The sequence below is a fragment of the Sanguibacter sp. TS_SC_8 genome, assembly GCF_055361235.1.
The window spans coordinates 1,201,508-1,217,712 of sequence record NZ_CM143955.1; the positions used below are offsets into that span (position 1 = coordinate 1,201,508).

At 72.2% G+C, this 16,205-nt stretch carries 14 protein-coding genes; 4 read left to right on the top strand and 10 right to left on the bottom strand.

Annotation, left to right across the window (positions count from 1 at the left end; genetic code table 11):
- Positions 1-6 precede the first annotated feature (6 nt).
- Positions 7-1,299: an exodeoxyribonuclease VII large subunit gene (xseA, locus tag ACWA15_RS05285; protein ID WP_464058394.1), complete on the bottom strand. Its 1,293-nt coding sequence runs from the start codon at positions 1,297-1,299 to the stop codon at positions 7-9.
- A gap of 208 nt (positions 1,300-1,507) precedes the next feature.
- Here xseA and ACWA15_RS05290 point away from each other — a divergent pair, with 208 nt between their 5' ends.
- Positions 1,508-2,542 (top strand): 4-hydroxy-3-methylbut-2-enyl diphosphate reductase, encoded by a 1,035-nt coding sequence (locus ACWA15_RS05290; RefSeq protein ID WP_464059418.1) that lies wholly within the window; start codon positions 1,508-1,510, stop codon positions 2,540-2,542.
- Between the two features lie 23 nt (positions 2,543-2,565).
- Positions 2,566-3,270 (top strand): DUF4232 domain-containing protein, encoded by a 705-nt coding sequence (locus ACWA15_RS05295; RefSeq protein WP_464058395.1) that lies wholly within the window; start codon positions 2,566-2,568, stop codon positions 3,268-3,270.
- Positions 3,271-3,305: 35 nt separating this feature from the next.
- Here ACWA15_RS05295 and cysM read toward each other — a convergent pair whose 3' ends face one another.
- Entirely contained in the window at positions 3,306-4,223 is a 918-nt protein-coding gene (gene cysM / locus ACWA15_RS05300; protein ID WP_464058396.1) for a cysteine synthase CysM, read from the bottom strand.
- Positions 4,224-4,288: 65 nt separating this feature from the next.
- Positions 4,289-5,611, bottom strand: coding sequence for a DNA recombination protein RmuC (locus tag ACWA15_RS05305; RefSeq protein ID WP_464058397.1), 1,323 nt, complete (start codon positions 5,609-5,611; stop codon positions 4,289-4,291).
- 56 nt (positions 5,612-5,667) lie between these two features.
- Between ACWA15_RS05305 and ACWA15_RS05310 the strand changes: the two genes are divergently transcribed.
- Positions 5,668-6,468, top strand: a complete 801-nt coding sequence (locus tag ACWA15_RS05310; RefSeq protein ID WP_464058398.1) for an ABC transporter ATP-binding protein — start codon at positions 5,668-5,670, stop codon at positions 6,466-6,468.
- The gene (locus tag ACWA15_RS05315; protein ID WP_464058399.1) at positions 6,450-8,015 is read left to right on the top strand and encodes a hypothetical protein; all 1,566 of its coding nucleotides are present in this window, start codon (positions 6,450-6,452) and stop codon (positions 8,013-8,015) included. Before ACWA15_RS05310 ends, ACWA15_RS05315 begins: the two co-directional genes overlap by 19 nt.
- A gap of 7 nt (positions 8,016-8,022) precedes the next feature.
- On the opposite strand, the gene ACWA15_RS05320 is transcribed toward ACWA15_RS05315, so the two are convergent.
- The 7 genes from ACWA15_RS05320 to ACWA15_RS05350 are packed head-to-tail and all read right to left on the bottom strand — an operon-like array spanning position 8,023 to position 16,204.
- Positions 8,023-9,516 (bottom strand): MFS transporter, encoded by a 1,494-nt coding sequence (locus ACWA15_RS05320; protein WP_464058400.1) that lies wholly within the window; start codon positions 9,514-9,516, stop codon positions 8,023-8,025.
- A gap of 54 nt (positions 9,517-9,570) precedes the next feature.
- Positions 9,571-10,674 (bottom strand): SIS domain-containing protein, encoded by a 1,104-nt coding sequence (locus tag ACWA15_RS05325; protein WP_464058401.1) that lies wholly within the window; start codon positions 10,672-10,674, stop codon positions 9,571-9,573.
- Entirely contained in the window at positions 10,671-11,384 is a 714-nt protein-coding gene (locus tag ACWA15_RS05330; RefSeq protein ID WP_464058402.1) for an N-acetylmannosamine-6-phosphate 2-epimerase, read from the bottom strand. The genes ACWA15_RS05325 and ACWA15_RS05330 overlap by 4 nt, the downstream gene beginning before the upstream one ends.
- A complete protein-coding gene (locus ACWA15_RS05335; protein WP_464058403.1) occupies positions 11,381-12,385 on the bottom strand; it encodes an ROK family protein in 1,005 nt (334 codons plus the stop codon). Before ACWA15_RS05335 ends, ACWA15_RS05330 begins: the two co-directional genes overlap by 4 nt.
- The gene (locus tag ACWA15_RS05340) at positions 12,382-13,308 is read right to left on the bottom strand and encodes a dihydrodipicolinate synthase family protein (protein WP_464058404.1); all 927 of its coding nucleotides are present in this window, start codon (positions 13,306-13,308) and stop codon (positions 12,382-12,384) included. The genes ACWA15_RS05335 and ACWA15_RS05340 overlap by 4 nt, the downstream gene beginning before the upstream one ends.
- Positions 13,305-14,162 carry an ATP-binding cassette domain-containing protein gene (locus ACWA15_RS05345; protein WP_464058405.1) on the bottom strand — a complete coding sequence of 286 codons (858 nt, stop codon included), beginning with the start codon at positions 14,160-14,162 and terminating at the stop codon, positions 13,305-13,307. Before ACWA15_RS05345 ends, ACWA15_RS05340 begins: the two co-directional genes overlap by 4 nt.
- Positions 14,159-16,204 carry a dipeptide/oligopeptide/nickel ABC transporter permease/ATP-binding protein gene (locus tag ACWA15_RS05350; protein ID WP_464058406.1) on the bottom strand — a complete coding sequence of 682 codons (2,046 nt, stop codon included), beginning with the start codon at positions 16,202-16,204 and terminating at the stop codon, positions 14,159-14,161. Before ACWA15_RS05350 ends, ACWA15_RS05345 begins: the two co-directional genes overlap by 4 nt.
- Position 16,205 lies beyond the last annotated feature (1 nt).

Genomic DNA, 16,205 nt, shown 5'->3' on the forward strand with positions numbered 1-16,205 from the left:
ACTCTCTCAGTGGGAGGTAGCGGAGATCTCGCCGTCGGCGAGTCGGATCCGCAGGACGTCGCCGGTGGTCACGTCCCCGGGGGAGCGCACCACGCGACCGCTCGGCCCCTGCACGACGGCGTAGCCGCGCTCGAGGGTGGCCGCGGGGGACAGGGCGCGCACCTGGGCGCCGAGCCGGTCGACGGTCGACGCAGCGCTCAGCAGCAGACGGTCGAGCTGCCTCCGCGAGCCGTCGAGCAGCGAGGAGACCTCGCGCTCGCGGGAGTCGATCATCGTCTGCGGGGTCGCGAGCACCGGGCGGGAGCGCAGCGAGTCGAGCCCGGCCTGCTCGTGGGTGACGCGCGAGGTGATCGCTCCGCGGATCCGGGAGAGGGCCTGGGTGATCCGGGCCCGCTCCTCGCTGACGTCCGGGACGATGCGCCGCGCGGCGTCGGTCGGGGTGGAGGCGCGGTAGTCGGCGACGAGGTCGAGCAGCGGTGAGTCGGTCTCGTGGCCGATCGCGCTGACCAGCGGCGTGCGGCAGGCCGCTGCGGCCCGCACGAGCGTCTCGTTGCTGAACGGCAGCAGGTCCTCGACCGCCCCACCGCCGCGCGCGACGACGATCACCTCGACGTCGGGGTGGGCGTCCAGCTCCGCGATCGCAGCGCTGACCTGCGGGACGGCGGCGACACCCTGGACGGCGACCTCGCGGATCTCGAACCGCACCTGGGGCCAGCGCGCGCGGGCGTTGACGACGACGTCGTGCTCGGCCTTGGACTCCCGCCCGCAGATCAGCCCGACCACCCGGGGCAGGAAGGGGAGGGGCTTCTTGCGGGAGAGGTCGAACAGACCCTCCGCGGCGAGGATCCGCTTGAGGTGCTCGATCCGCGCGAGCAGCTCCCCGATCCCGACCGGCTTGAGCTGGTCCGCCTGGAGCTGGAAGGACCCGCGCTTGGCCCAGAACGTCGGCTTCGCATGCACGACGACGTGCGCGCCCTCCTCGAGCGGGGCGCCGACGGCGTCGAGCACCTTGGCATACACCGACACCGGGAGCGACATGTCGGTGTCGGTGTCCCGCAGAGTGAGGAAGGCCATGCCGGCGCCGGGGCGCCGGTTGAGCTGGACGATCTGCCCCTCGACCCACAGCGGCGCCATCCGGTCGATGTAGTCGCTGATCTTCGCCGAGAGCAGCCGGACCGGCCAGGGGTTCTCGGCGGTCGTGTCGGCGGCCTTGGCCGCGAGCGGCGCGCGCGGAGCCTGCTCGCCGGTCGGTGGGGCGCTCGGCGGGCCGGAGCTCAGGGGTGCTGTCGAAGATGCCACGGCACTAGCCTGCCTCATGCCACCGACATCACAGGACGCCCCGTCGTGCGGACGGGGCGCGTTGACGGCGCAGGTGATGGTCGGCGGGAACAGGTCGCCGGGTTCGGTGAGAGTGTCATGGAGCACCCTCCCGGACCCCGATACCCGGGGTGGCGTCGCCTAGACTGGCCGCGTGACGCCTCCTCTCTCCGCAGCTGAGCAGCCCGCCGTGTCCGACGTGAGTGACCCCCTCGAGCAGCCCAAGCGCGTGCTGCTCGCCGCGCCGCGCGGCTACTGCGCCGGCGTCGACCGGGCGGTGATCGCGGTCGAGAAAGCCCTCGACCTGCACGGTGCGCCGGTCTACGTGCGCAAGGAGATCGTGCACAACAAGTACGTCGTGGAGACCCTCAGCGACCGCGGGGCGATCTTCGTCGACGAGACCGACGACGTCCCCGAGGGCAAGCTCGTCGTGTTCTCCGCCCACGGCGTCTCACCGGCCGTCCTGGCCTCGGCGAAGGCGCGCAACCTGCAGACCATCGACGCCACGTGCCCCCTCGTGACGAAGGTGCACAAGGAGGCGGTGCGGTTCGCAGACGACGACTACGACATCCTGCTCATCGGGCACACCGGTCACGAGGAGGTCGAGGGCACCGCAGGTGAGGCTCCCGACCACATCCAGATCGTCAACTCCCCCGATGAGGTGGACAAGGTCACCGTGCGCGACCCGGACAAGGTCGTGTGGATCTCCCAGACGACGCTGTCGGTCGACGAGACGATGGAGACGGTCCGCCGGTTGCGTGAACGCTTCCCGACCCTGCAGGACCCGCCGAGCGACGACATCTGCTACGCGACCCAGAACCGTCAGGTCGCGGTCAAGAAGTTCGCTCCCGACTGCGACCTCGTGATCGTCGTCGGCTCGAAGAACTCCTCGAACTCGGTGCGCCTGGTCGAGGTGGCGCTGCACGCCGGCGCTCGCGCCTCGCACCTCATCGACTACGCGAAGGAGATCGACGAGACGTGGCTCGACGGTGTGCGGACCGTCGGGGTCACCTCGGGCGCCTCGGTGCCGGAGATCCTCGTCCAGGACGTGCTGGCCTACCTCGCCGACCGCGGGTACGGCACGGTCGAGGAAGTGCGGACCGCCACGGAAGACCTCATGTTCTCCCTGCCCCAGGAGCTGCGCGCGGACCTCAAGAAGGCCGGCATCGCGGAGCCCCGTCCCAAGCGTGGCCCGCGCGCGTCGCTCGCGGTCGAGGTGCTCTGAGCGCGGTGGGCAGGGCGGGCACGGTGGATGCGCCTGCCCGCGTGATGCTCGCGGTGTCCGTCGTGGTCCTCGCTCTCGGCGGATGCGCAGACACCGCAGGCCCGTCCGGCGCGTCGACCGCTGCTCCGTCGAGCGTGCCCGGGCCGGCCGAGCGGGACCTCGCCCCCGGGTGGGACGAACAAGGCGACGGCGACGTGGTGGCCGACGCCGAGCTCACCCAAGGCGACCTCGCCGACCTGCTGCGGTTGCCGGCGACCGCGACGAGCAGCTCCACGTCCTGCCGCCCGGAGACGGTCGAGCTCTCCCTGACCTTCACCGACGCCGCGATGGGGCACCGCTACGGTGTGCTCGAGGTCGTCAACACCTCACCCGTGGCGTGCAGCGTCCAGGGCTATCCGGGGATCGGCGCGCGCGGCGCCTGGGGCTCGACGTTCCAGCTCGCAGCCGAGCAGCGCGATCCGATCGATGAGGCCGCGACGCAGGACGAGGTGATGCTCGCCCCCTGTGCCTCGGCGGTGGCGAACGTGGAATGGACGGGTGAGCTCGCCGGCGCCGAGTCCGAGCCGATCTCGCTGCTGGCCGTGCAGCTCACGGCCGACGGCGAGGCGATCGGTCATCCCGTGTCGGCTGAGTCGACCGGGATGGGCGAGCCGGACACCGGGATCGACATCGGGCTGATGACGACCGTGCGCATCGGTCCGTTCCGCGGGGAGAGCGTCGAGGGCTGAGGTCCCGCGCTCGGGAGGTGCCCCGCCCCGCGTTCTCAGGCGGGAAAGACCCCGGTCGAGAGATAGCGGTCCCCGCGGTCGCACACGATGAACGCCACGGTCGCGTCGGTCACCTCCCGCGCCACCTCGAGCGCGACGGCGGCCGCGCCGCCCGAGGAGACCCCCGCGAAGATCCCTTCCTGGCGAGCCAGCTCGCGGGCGGTCTCCTCCGCTGTGGCCTGGCTGACGGTGCGGATCTCGTCGATGTGCGTCGGGTCGTAGATGGCAGGCAGGTACTCCTGCGGCCACCTGCGGATCCCGGGGATGCGCGACCCCTCCTCGGGCTGGACACCGATGACCTGGATCCGGGGGTTGCGCTCCTTGAGGTAGCGCGAGGTGCCGGTGATGGTGCCCGTGGTCCCCATGGAGCTGACGAAGTGGGTGATCCGCCCGGACGTGGCCGTCCAGAGCTCGGGCCCGGTCGTCCGGTAGTGGGAGTGCGGGTTGTCGGGGTTGGCGAACTGGTTGAGGACGCGCCCCTCGCCAGCTTCCTCCATGGCGTCGGCGAGGTCGCGGGAGTGCTCCATCCCCTGGGCGTGCGGGGTGAGGATGAGCTCGGCGCCGTACGCCTTCATCGTCTGCGACCGTTCGAGGGAGAGGTCGTCCGGCATGACGAGGATCATCCGGTAGCCCTTGATCGCCGCGGCCATCGCGAGGGCGATGCCGGTGTTGCCGCTCGTGGCCTCGATGAGGGTGTCGCCGGGAGCGATCTCCCCGCGTTCCTCGGCGTTCTCGATCATGTGCAGCGCCGGCCGGTCCTTGACCGACCCGGCGGGGTTGTTGCCCTCGAGCTTGGCCAGGACGGTCGTGCCCTCGCCCACCCGGCCGGCCAGCCGCTGGAGCCGGACCAGCGGGGTGTTCCCGATGGTGTCCGCCACGGTCAGGTAGGCGGGTTCGGGTGTTTCGGCGGACATGGGACTCCCGGGGGTGCGAAGCCGCGGTGCCGTGGCAACGGGGCGAGGGACGGTGCTCGCTCAGGCTACCGGGGGCCCCCGACGGCGGGTCCCTCCCATGCGACCTCCCCGAGCAGGTCCTGCTCGTCGGAGGCGTCGTCCGCCCAGGTCACCACGCTCAGCTGAGGGGTGACCGGGTCCGGTCGTACCAGCTCACCGCTGACCACGTCGAGCTCGTTGAAGCGGCGAGCGCTGACCAGCACGCGGCTCTCGAAGGACGCCACCGCCTTGTTGTACGCCCCGGCCGTGGAGGAGATCCGCGAGCCGAGCTCGGTGAGGTGCTTGCTGAGCACACCCAGGCGCTGGTGCAGCTCCTTGCCCACCTCGAGGACCTTCTGGGCGTTCTCGGCGAGGGCCTCCTGCCGCCAGGCGTAGGACACGGTCCTCAGCAGGGCCATGAGCGTCATCGGGGTGACGATGACGACGTCCCGCCCGAAGGCGTACTCGAGCAGCGACGGGTCCTCCTCGACCGCGGCGGAGAGCAGGGGCTCGGCGGGGATGAACATGACGACGAACTCCGGGGAGGGGCTGAACTGGTCCCAGTACCGCTTCCCGGCCAGGTCGTCGATGTGCTTGCGGACGTGGCGGGCATGGTCGGAGAGCCGACGGGCGCGCACCGCCGGGTCGGTGGCCTGCTGGGCGTCGAGATAGCCGAGGAAGGCGACCTTGGCGTCGACCACGATGTTCTTGCCACCGGCGAGGTGGACCACCATGTCCGGGCGCAGCGCGCCGTCGTCGGTCGTGACGTGGCTCTGCTCCACGAAGTCGACGCGGTTGAGCATCCCGGCGACCTCGACCACCCGGCGCAGCTGCATCTCTCCCCAGGCGCCCCGGATGTCGGAGGTGCGCAGTGCGGTGACGAGCGAGCCGGTCTGCTGGCGCAGCAGCTCGGAGGCGTCACGCATGCCGCGGACCTGCTCACCGAGCGCCGCGGTGCTCGCGATCCGTGACTCCTCGGCAGCGAGCATCTGTTGGCGGACCTCGGTCAGCGTCCGGGCGAGCGGGTCGACGAGCGCCTGGACCGCCTGCGTCCGCGAGGCCATGTCGGCCTGACCGGCGACCTGCGTCGAGCGCAGGCGCTGCTCGGCAAGCCCGAGGAACTGCTCGTTGTTCGAGGCCAGCGCCTCGGCCGCGAGAGCGCGGAACTGGTCGGAGAGCCGGTCCTGGTCGTGCTGCATGGCGAGGATGCGTTCACCCGTGCCGCGCCGCTCGGCCGAGAGCTCCGCCTCGGCGCGGGTCTGACCCAGCTGCGCGGCGTGGGTTCGGTGCGCACCTCGCACCACTCCGAGCAGATACCCCACGACCACGCCGACGACGGCGCCCACGACACACCAGATGACTGTTCCCATGGGGGACACCCTGCCTCACCCCACCGACAAAGCCGTTCTGGCGCTACCTTAGGCTCATGACCAGCGCTTCTGACCGCGAGCCGTCAGCCATGCAGTCGCCGCTGCCACCGGCCCTGTCCGTCCGTGGCCTCTACAAGCGCTTCGGGGAGAAGGTCGCGGTCGCCGGGATCTCCCTGGACGTCCCGGCCGGGTCCTTCTACGGGATCGTGGGTCCCAACGGAGCAGGCAAGACCACCCTGCTGTCCATGGCCACCGGGCTGCTGCGCCCCGACGGCGGGACCGTCGCGGTCGACGGCCTCGACCTGTGGACCAACCTCTTCGAGGCCAAGCGCACCCTGGGCATCCTGCCGGACGGCATGGCCACCTTCGACCGGCTCACCGGCACGCAGTTCGTCACCTACGCCGGACTGCTGCGCGGGATGGACCGTGCCACGGTCACCTCCCGGACCGGCGACCTGCTCGCGGCTCTGGACCTGCGGGAGTCCGCCGACAAGCTCATCGTCGACTACTCCGCGGGGATGACCAAGAAGGTCACTCTCGCGGCGGCGCTCATCCACGCCCCCCGGGTCCTGGTCCTCGACGAGCCCTTCGAGTCGGTCGACCCCATCTCGGCCGCCAACATCCGCGAGATCCTCACCGAGTACGTCCGCACCGGCGGGACGGTCATCGTGTCCTCCCACGTCATGGACCTCGTGCAGCGCATGTGCGACCACGTCGCGGTCGTGGCCGGCGGCCAGATCCTCAGTGCCGGCACCGTCGAGGAGGTGCGGGCCGGGCGCTCGCTGGAGGACCGCTTCGTCGAGCTCGTCGGGCGGACCCGCACCACGGAGGGCCTGGCGTGGTTGCGCACGTCGTAAGGCTCAAGCTGGTGCTGCTCGGCAATGCGCTCAAGCGCAGCGTCTGGCAGATCCTCGGCCTGATCTTCTCGTTGCTCTACGCCTCCACCGCGGGCGTCGCGCTCTTCGCAGGCCTGGCCTACCTCAGCCGACGCGACATCGAGATGGCCGGCACGGTCGTCGTCTTCGCGGGCGGACTGCTCGTGCTCGGCTGGTGGTTCCTGCCCTTGGTCGCCTTCGGTGTGGACTCCACCCTTGATCCGCAGCGCTTCGCGCTGTTCGCGATCCGGCGCCGCGACCTGCTCTGGGGACTGGGCCTGGCCGGCCTGGTCGGGGTCCCCGGCCTGCTCACCGTCCTGGTCACGCTCGGCACCCTGCTCGTCTGGCGGGACTCGCCCGCGGCGCTGCTGGCCGCGCTCATCTGCTGGGTGATCGCGGTGGCGACCTGCGTCGTCGGCTCCCGGGCGACGACGACGGCGCTCGCCCCGCTGCGCTCCTCGCGCAGGTTCCGGGAGGTCACCGGGGTCCTGGTGTTCCTGCCGCTGTTCGTCATCGTGCCGATCGCCGTGTGGGCATCGGCCGAGATCGATGCCGACCGGGTCACCCTCGCCCAGGCCGCCGACGTCGTGTCCTGGCTGCCGTTCGGCGCGGTGTGGGGGGTGCCGGCCGCCGTCGAGGCCGGGGACCTGGGGACGGCCGCCGCCAAGCTGGCCATCGCCGTGGCCACCGTCGTGGCGCTCGTCGCGATCTGGGGCTGGGCCCTGGACCGGACGCTGACGAACCCCGCCCGACGCGAGGGGCGCGGCACCCGGTCCAAGGGGTTGGGAGTCTTCAGCCTTCTGCCGGCCACCCCGACCTGGGCCGTGGCGGCGCGCTGCCTCGTCTACTGGATCCGCGACCCGCGGTACGTGGGCTCGCTCGCGGTCGTGCCGTTGCTGCCCTTCCTCGTCCACCTCATCGACCCGGGCACGGGCATCGCGATGCTGGCGCTCGCGCCGGTGACGGCGTTCATGCTCGGGTGGATCATCTCCGCGGACGTCGCCTACGACCACACCGCGTTCTGGCTGCACGTGGTGACCGGGCTGCCCGGGCGAGCCGACCGGCTCGGCCGGGTGATCGCGGCCGCCCTGGTCGGGGTGCCGGTCACGGCCGTCTTCACGGTCGGGGCGGTGTGGTTCACCGGGCGGTGGGAGGACCTCCCGGCGGTGGTCGGGGCGAGCTTCGGGGTGCTGCTGACCGCGCTGGGGCTCTCGAGCGTGATCTCCGCCCGCTTCGTCTACCCCGTGCCCAAACCGGGGGACGGGCCGTTCAGCACCCCGCAAGGATCCGCGGTCGCGAACATCACCATCCAGACCGGAGGCTGGCTCGTGCTCGGCCTGCTCGTGCTCCCCGAGATCGCCCTCGCCGTCGCGGCGGTCGCGACCGCCAGCCCCGCCCTGGGGTGGGCCGCCTGCATCACGGGCCTCGTGGCGGGCAGCGTCGTCCTCGTCGTCGGCGTGCGCCTCGGCGGCCGCGTCTACGACGCCCGCTCTGCCGAGCTCATGCAGCAGGTCGTCGCGGTCGGCTGAGCCGATCTCACCGCTCCACCACGGTGATCCGCCCGCTGATGGCGACCGCGGTCAGGGCGAGCGCCGCGGTGAGCGCGAAGCCGCCCAGATACCCGCTCGTGCCGTGCGCACCGACCAGCCACGTGGTCGCCGTCCCCACCACCGCCAGGACGAAGGCGCTGGTCAGTGCATCGGAGACCTGGAGGGCGGAGGTGTTCGCCCCTTGGGAGCGGGGAGGGGAGAGGTCGAAGACGAGGAGCGCGAGGGTCGGGTAGACCATCCCGATGCCCAGACCGGCCAGCGCCCAGCCGCCGATCGCGAGCGCGGGGGAGACCCCGGGCAGGACGAGCAGGGACACCACGAGGATCCCGGCGGCGACCAGCGCCGTCCCCGCCCGCAGGAAGGCGAGGTTGGTCCAGGGCAACCGGCTGCGCACGATCGAGCCAAGCGACCAGGTGATCGCTGCGGCGGTGAGGATGATGCCTGAGCGCGCCGGGCTGAACCCGCGGTCGTGCTGGAGGATGAGCGGCAGGTACACCTCGGCTGCGAAGAACGCGGCCGCGATCAGGCCGCGCAGCGCGATCACCGTGGGCAGCCCGCGCGCCGCCCGCAGCGTCCCCCGCGGCAGCAGCCGCGGCCCGCTCAGCAGCACAGCGGCTGCCCCCGCAGCGGTCATGAGGTACCCGGCACGGTCGTCCGGGGATCCGAGCGACATGAGCGCGACGCCGGCGCTCGCGGCCCCGGCCCACCACAGCCGACCGGCACCGGCCGGCCGGGGCCCGGCCGCGTCGTCGGGCAGGGCGGGCAGGGCAGGCTGGGCGGGCAGAGCGGGCTGGGCGGGCAGGTCGAGAGCGGCGGGCTGTGCGGGCGGGGCGTGCGCAGCGGGCGCGCGCGTGGTGCGCACCGCGGAGACGAGCAGCGCCGTGGCCGGGACGGCGAGGACCGCCACCGAGAGGAACACCCATCGCCAGCCGGCGTGCTCGACGACGACCCCGGCCACGAGCGGGCCCACCAGGGACGGGATGACCCACGCCGCGGAGAACATCGCGAGCACCCGGGCGCGGGCGTTCCCGGCGAAGGTACGGGCGACCACGACGTAGAGCGCGACGATGTAGGCACCGGACCCCAGTCCCTGCAGCGCCCGCCCGGCGATGAGCACACCCATCGAGGGCGCGAGCCCTGCGAGCAGCAGCCCTGCCACGAAGACCCCGACGCCGCCCAGCAGCGCCGGCCCGACGCCGCCGCGGTCGGTGGACCGCCCGGCCAGGACCATCCCCATGACCGAGGTGGCCAGGGTGATCGCGAAGGCCGGTGCGAAGAGCGAGAGACCGTCGAGGGCCTCGGCGATCACCGGCATCGCGGTCGAGACGGCGAGGGCCTCCAAGGCGCCGAGGGAGACCAGCGCGATCATCCCGACGACGACGGGCGTGGAGCCGAGGGGCGCGCGGGGCGGCCGGGGTGCGCGGGGTGCCCGGGTGCTCGGCGAGGTGGTGCGGTCCCTGGTGGTCGGTCGTACAGTCACCGCCAGACTCTATCGGTCGGTTCCCGTCCGCCCGTCCGCCCGGCACCCCGCGACCTACAGCGTGCTGGTCACCTTGAGCAGCGCGCGGGGCGAGTCGGCGTCCAGCCCGAGGCGCCGGGAGAGCTCGAGCGCGAGGTACTGCACGGCGACGACGTCCACGATCGGTGCGAGGGCCGCGGGGAGCGTGTGCGGGCTGACGACGTGCGCCAGGACACCGGGGCGGGGGGCGCCGGGGCCGTAGGTGATGGTCGGCGACCCGGACGCGACGATCCAGTCGACGACCTCGGCCATCGGGTCCGTGGGTGCGCCGGAGGCGAGCAACGCCACGGTCGCGGTGGTGGGGCTGAGCATCGCGAAAGGACCGTGCAGCAGGTCGGCGGCGCTGAACGCCAGGGACGGGACGTAGCAGGTCTCCATGACCTTGAGCGCTCCCTCACGGGCGGTCGCGTGACCGTAGCCGCGGGCGGTGAAGAGCAGCTGGCCGCTCTCGCTCAGCGCAGGCACCGTCTCGATGATGTGGGCCACCTGGGACCGTACGCTGAGCATCGCCGCGGCTGCCTGCGGCACCTCGAGGAGATCCGCCGTGGTGAAGACGGAGCCCGGGGACGCCGGGGCGAGGGCGTCGACGAGCAGCGCTGCGGCCATGAGCTCGGCCGTGTACGTCTTGGTCGCCGCGACCGAGCGCTCGGTGCCGGCGAGCAGGGGCAGGTGCATCTCGGCCATGGTGGCCAGCGGTGACGCGGCGTCGTTGGTCAGCGCGAGGGTGAGCGAGCCACGGTCCTTCGCCGCGGCCAGGGTCGCCACGAGGTCGGGAGAGCCGCCGCTCTGGCTGATCCCCAGCACGAGGGTGCCCGGGGTGAACGGTGCGGAGCCGTAGAGGGTCGTCGAGGACGGCGAGCACAGCCCGGTGGGCAGACCGAGGCGGACCTCGACGAGGTACTTCAGGTAGAGGGCGGCGTGGTCGCTCGACCCTCGGGCCACGATCATGACCGTGTGCGGGGCGCGCGCGCGGATCGCGGCGGCGACGGCCGCGAAGTCCTCCGTCGCGGCGAGCAGCCGGGCCATGACCTCGGGCTGCTCATCGATCTCGCGTTCCATGAGGTGTCCGGGCAGGTGTCCGGGCAGGTCGTGCGGGGCGGGGGTGTGCGGGGTGTTCACTGGGTGGCCTCTCGGGACGTGGCGTGGTGGCCCGAGCCGGCACGCACTGCCGCCTCGAACCAGCCGGTGATGGTCGTGGGATGGGTGATGGCGGTGCCCACGCACACGGCGAAGGCACCCCGGGCCATGGCGTCCTGCGCCTGAGCGGGGGTGTGCACGCGGCCCTCGACCATGACCGGGAGCGTGCAGGCGGCGACGACCTGGGAGATCAGGTCGAGGTCGGGCCCGACGGTCATGGGGCGTTCACCGGAGTAGCCGGCGAGGGTGGTTCCCAGGATGTCGGCGCCCGCGTCCTGAGCGGCCAGGGCGTCGTCGAGGGAGCCGCAGTCGGCCATGACGAGAGCGTCGCTCTGCTCCCGCAGCACGGCGATCGTCTGGGCGAGGGTGAGCCCGTCCGGACGGGCGCGCCGGGTGCCGTCGAGGGCGACGATCTGGGCGCCCGCCCGGGCGACGGCGACGGCGTGGGCAGCGGTCGGGGTGATGAAGACGTCGTCCTCACCGTCCTTCCACAGGCCGATCACCGGCACCGTGACCTGGGCGGCGATGAGGCGGATGCTGTCAAGGCCTTGGGCCCGGACCCCCGCGGCGCCGCCCTGGACGACGGCCCGGGCGATCTGGGCGAGGGTGCCCGGGTCGTTCATGGCTTCGCCCGGGTAGGCCTGGCACGAGACGACGAGCCGGCCCTGCAACGTCTGGAGGAGGGGATTCATGGGGTGTCCTTGGATGGTGGGGTGAGCGGGCGGCCCAGGGCGCGGTGCGCGGCGCCGGCCGCTCCCACGATCGCGGCGCGGGAGCCCAGCGACGCGGGCAGCACGGGCAGGTCGGCGAGGGGGGTGATCACGTCGTCGCGCAGGGCTTGCAGCATGGGGGACCACCACAGCGGCCCGGCCTCGGCCAGGCCGCCGCCGACGACCACGACCTCCGGGTCCAGGACCGTGCAGATCGCGGCGATCGCCCGGCCGACACAGGTGGCGGAGTCGGTGACCGCGCGTGCGGCGAGAGGGTCGGCGTCGGTCGCCAGGGCGACCACGCCACGGGCGTCCACGACCGCAGGGTCGCCGCCCAGGCGCAGGTAGTAGCGGTGCAGCGCGGGGCCGGAGCCGATCGCCTCCAGGTGCCCGGTGCGTCCGCAGCCGCAGGTCAGTCCTTCAGCGCCCGGGATCGGCATGTGGCCCATCTCGCCGGCGAGGTGGTGGGCGCCGCGCAGGGGCACCCCGCCGAGCACGACGGCACCGCCCACCCCGGTGCCCACGGCGACCATGAGCGCGATCCGGGTGCCGGCCGCGGCCCCGAGCCACGCCTCCCCGGCGGCGTGCGCGTCGACGTCGTTCTCGACGGCGACCTGGAGGTCGGGGGAGGCAGCCACGAGCGGGCTCGCGACCAGGCGGGCCCGCAGGCCAGCAGCGACGTCGGTGCCGGCCCATCCGGGCAGCACGTCCGTCGCCGAGACGATGGTTCCGCGGACGGCGTCGACCGTGCCGGCCGTCCCGATCCCGACGGCGGCGAGCGGGGGGCGCGGTGCTCGGCCTTGGGTGTCGGGGACCGTCTCGTCGAGGACAGCCTCGACGAGGCGCGCCACGGTGTCGAGGATGGTGCCGGGGCCGGACCGGGCCGGGGTGGGGACGGTGTGCACCGTCCCCACCCGGCCGTCGACGCCGACGAGGGCAGCGGACGTCTTGGTGCCGCCGAGGTCGACGCCGACGACGCTCATGCCAGCGCGATCCCGGAGGACGTCAGCACGGCGGCCACCTTCGTGACGTTCTCGCCGACGAAGGCACCGGCGGGAGTGGACATGCGGTTGTGCGCGATGACGCCCATGAGGTTGAGCGAGGTCTTGAAGGAGCCGACGCCGCCCGCACCCCCGGAGAGGCCGGTCGCCTGGAACACGATCTCGAAGAGCGCGGCAAGACGGTCCTGCTCGTCCCGCACGTCCTCCCACTTCCCGGCCTGGGCGAGGTCCCACATCCGCACGTAGCCGTCCGGGTCGACGTTGCCCAGACCCGGCACGACGCCGTCGGCGCCGAGCAGCAGCATGCCGTCGACGACGACCTCGTGCCCGGTGAACAGCACCATGGGCGAGCCCGCGGACCGGTTCGCGGCCACGAGACGGCGGAATCCGACGTCGTCGCCCGAGGAGTCCTTGACCCCGGCGATGAGCCCCTCGGACCCCAGACGCACGAGCATGTCCAGGTCGAGCTTGACCTGGACGCACACGGGGACGTCGTAGGCGAAGACCGGGAGCGCGGTGGCTGCCGCGATCTCGCGGAAGTGCGTCTCGATCTCGGGCAGGGAGGTGCGGATGTACAGCGGGGCGGTGGCCACGACCGCGTCGACCCCGGCGGCCTCGGCCACGCGGATCTCGTCGATGACGCGGTTCGTGGAGATGTCGATGACGCCGGCCATGACCGGCACCCGGCCGGCGACGACGCGGACTGCCGTCTCCATGACCTCCTTGCGTGCCGCGTCGCCGAGGTAGGCGACCTCTCCGCTGGACCCGAGGATGAAGACTCCGTGCACCCCCGCCGTGATGAGCTTCTCCAGCAGACGCTCGTAGGAGGCGTGGTCGATGCTGCCGTCCGCGTTGAGCGGTGTGACGACGGGCGGGATGACGCCGTGGAAGGTGGGGTTGCTCACTGTGCACTCCGGTTCTTGGTGGCGAGCTCTGGATGGAGCAGCGAGGGTGCTGCGCCGAGAAGCTTGCGGGTGTAGGGGTGTGCGGGGTTCGCCATGATGTGGTCGGCGGGCCCTTCTTCGACGATGAGGCCGCCGTGCATGACGGCGATCCGGTCGGAGATGTAGTGGACGGTCTGGATGTCGTGGGAGATGAACACCAGGCTCAGTCCCAGCTCGCTCTTGAGGTCGAGGAGCAGGTTGAGGATCTGCGCCCGCACGGACACGTCCAGGGCCGAGGTCGGCTCGTCGGCGACGATCATGTCGGGTTCGAGGGCGAGGGCTCGGGCGATCGCCACCCGCTGGCGCTGGCCCCCCGAGAGCTGGGACGGGAGCATGTCGAGGGCGGATGCGGGCAGGCCAACCATGTCGACGAGCGAGCGCACCCGCTCCTGGCGGCTTCGCGAGGTCCCGATCCCGTGCACGTCCAGCGGGTCACGCAGCGCGTCGCGGACGACCATGCGCGAGTTGAGCGCCGTCGAGGGGTCCTGGAACACGGCCGAGACCACCCGGCCGATCCGCTTGCGCGCGGCGGCGTTGCGGTGGGCGATCGCCTCCCCGCGGAACAGCACCTCGCCCGAGGTGGGCTGCTGCAGTCCCAGCAGGACCTTGGCGGTGGTGGACTTCCCGCAGCCGGACTCCCCGACGATGCCCAGGGTCTCCCCGCGTCGCACGACGAGGGAGACGCCGTTGACGGCCTTGACGACGTCAGCCCGGAACAGCGTGCCGGTGCGTGCCTTGAAAGACACGTGGATGTCGCGGAGCTCGATCACCGGGGGCGCATCGGCCACCTGCGCGGCCGTGGTCTGTGCGGTCATCGGACTCCTCCTTCGGTGGTGACGAGGGCGTGCGGGGGCACCGTGTCATCGGGCTGGGCGGCGTAGACGTGGTCGGTGCCGGGGAGGGTGCGCATGACCGGACGCACGTCGTGGGCGCGGCCGGGGACGCCCGAGCGCGGGGCGAACCGGTCTCCGGTGGGGAAGTCCCGGGGGGAGGGGACCGCCCCGGGGACCTGGTGCAGCCGTCCGACGCCGGACTCGATCGAGAGCACCGAGCCGAGCAGCCCGCGGGTGTACTCGTGGACCGGGTTGGTGAGCAGCTCGGCGGTGGTGGCCTGCTCGACGACCTGGCCGGCGTACATGACCGTGATCCGGTGGGCGACCTCGGCGACGAGCGCCAGGTCGTGGCTGACGAAGACCAGGGCGAAGCCGAGCTTCTCGCGGAGCTCGTTGAGCAGGTCGATCACCTGAGCCTGCACCGTCACGTCGAGGGCGGTGGTCGGCTCGTCGGCGATGACGAGCTTGGGGTCGCGGGTGAGTGCCATCGCGATGAGCACGCGCTGGCGCTGGCCGCCGGAGAGCTCGTGCGGGTAGCTCTTGAGGGTGCGGGCCGGGTCGAGGCCGACGAGCTCGAGGAGCTCCTCAGCGGTGCGTGTGCCACCTCGCTTGATGAGCTGGCGGAGCTGGGTGCGGATGAGCATCGAGGGGTTGAGGGAGCTCAGCGCATCCTGGTAGATCATGGCGAGCTCGTGACCGCGCAGGGCGTTGCGGGCCTTCGGGTTGAGCGTGAGCAGGTCGGTTCCGTCGTACCGGATCTCGCCGGTGATCTGCGCGGACGGGTCGAGCAGGCCCATGATGGCCAGGCTGGTGATCGACTTGCCACAGCCGGACTCGCCGACCAGTGCCATGGTCTCGCCCGGTCGCACGGAGAAGCTCACGTGGTCGATGACGTCGATGTCGCCGTGGCGCCGCGGGAAGCGGATCGTCAGGTTGTCGACCTCGAGCAGCGGCGGGACGGAGCTGTCTGCCTGGAGACGGTCAGATCGGCTGAGCTCGGCGGCCCGCAGCGAGGCCAGGCGCGTGGTGAGCGGCACGGGGGGTTCGGCTGCGGCCACGGCCGGCTCGCTGTCCTCGACGACGAGGGCGCCGGCCTCGGCCAGGTCGACGATGTCGGTGTCCGCTGCCGCAGCGGCCTCGGCAGCGACGAGCGTCGCGGCCTTCGGGGCTGGTACGGCGGAGGGGGCCACGAGGGCGTCGGTGAGTCCCTCGGAGAGGATGTTCAGGCAGAGGACGGTGAGCATGATCGCGAGACCGGGGAAGAGGGTCGCCCACCAGTAGCCGCCCATGACCAGGTCACGGCCCGCGGCGATGATGTTGCCCCAGGACGGCTCGGGGTCGGGGACGCCGGCCTGGATGAAGGACAGGGACGCCTCGAAGACGATCGCGTCGGCGACGAGCACGGTGGTGAAGACCATGACCGGCGCGAGGCAGTTGCGGGCGACGTGCTTGAAGAGGATGCCGGGGGTCCGGGCGCCCATGACCGTCGCCGCAGCGACGTAGTCCTCGCCGTACTGGGAGAGGACGTTGGCCCGGATCACCCGGGTCAGCTGGGGGACGTAGAGGAAGGCGATCGTGAAGATGAGCACCGGCAGCGAGCGTCCGAAGACGGCGACGAAGACGGCGGCGAGGGCGATCCCCGGGAAGGACATGACGACGTCGAGCACCCGCATGAGGACCTCGGCGACGTGCTTGCTCGCGGTGGCCGCGATCGACCCCAGGACGGCGGCGGCCAGCAGGGCGCACGCGGTGGCCCCGAGCCCGATGAGGAGGGAGTACCGGGCGCCGTAGATCACCCGGGAGAAGATGTCACGACCCTGGCGGTCGGTGCCGAACCAGTTCTCCCCGCTCGGGGGCTGCACGGGCGTGCCGCTGGCGAGGGGGTCGTGGGTCGCCACGACCGGGGCGAAGATCGCCGCGAGGACGACCAGGATGACGAAGACGAGAGAGATCTTGGCGCTGAGCGAGAGCGCTCCGAAGCGTCGTCCGGGGACGCTCAGCCGCTCGGTGAGTGTGCGTCGCATG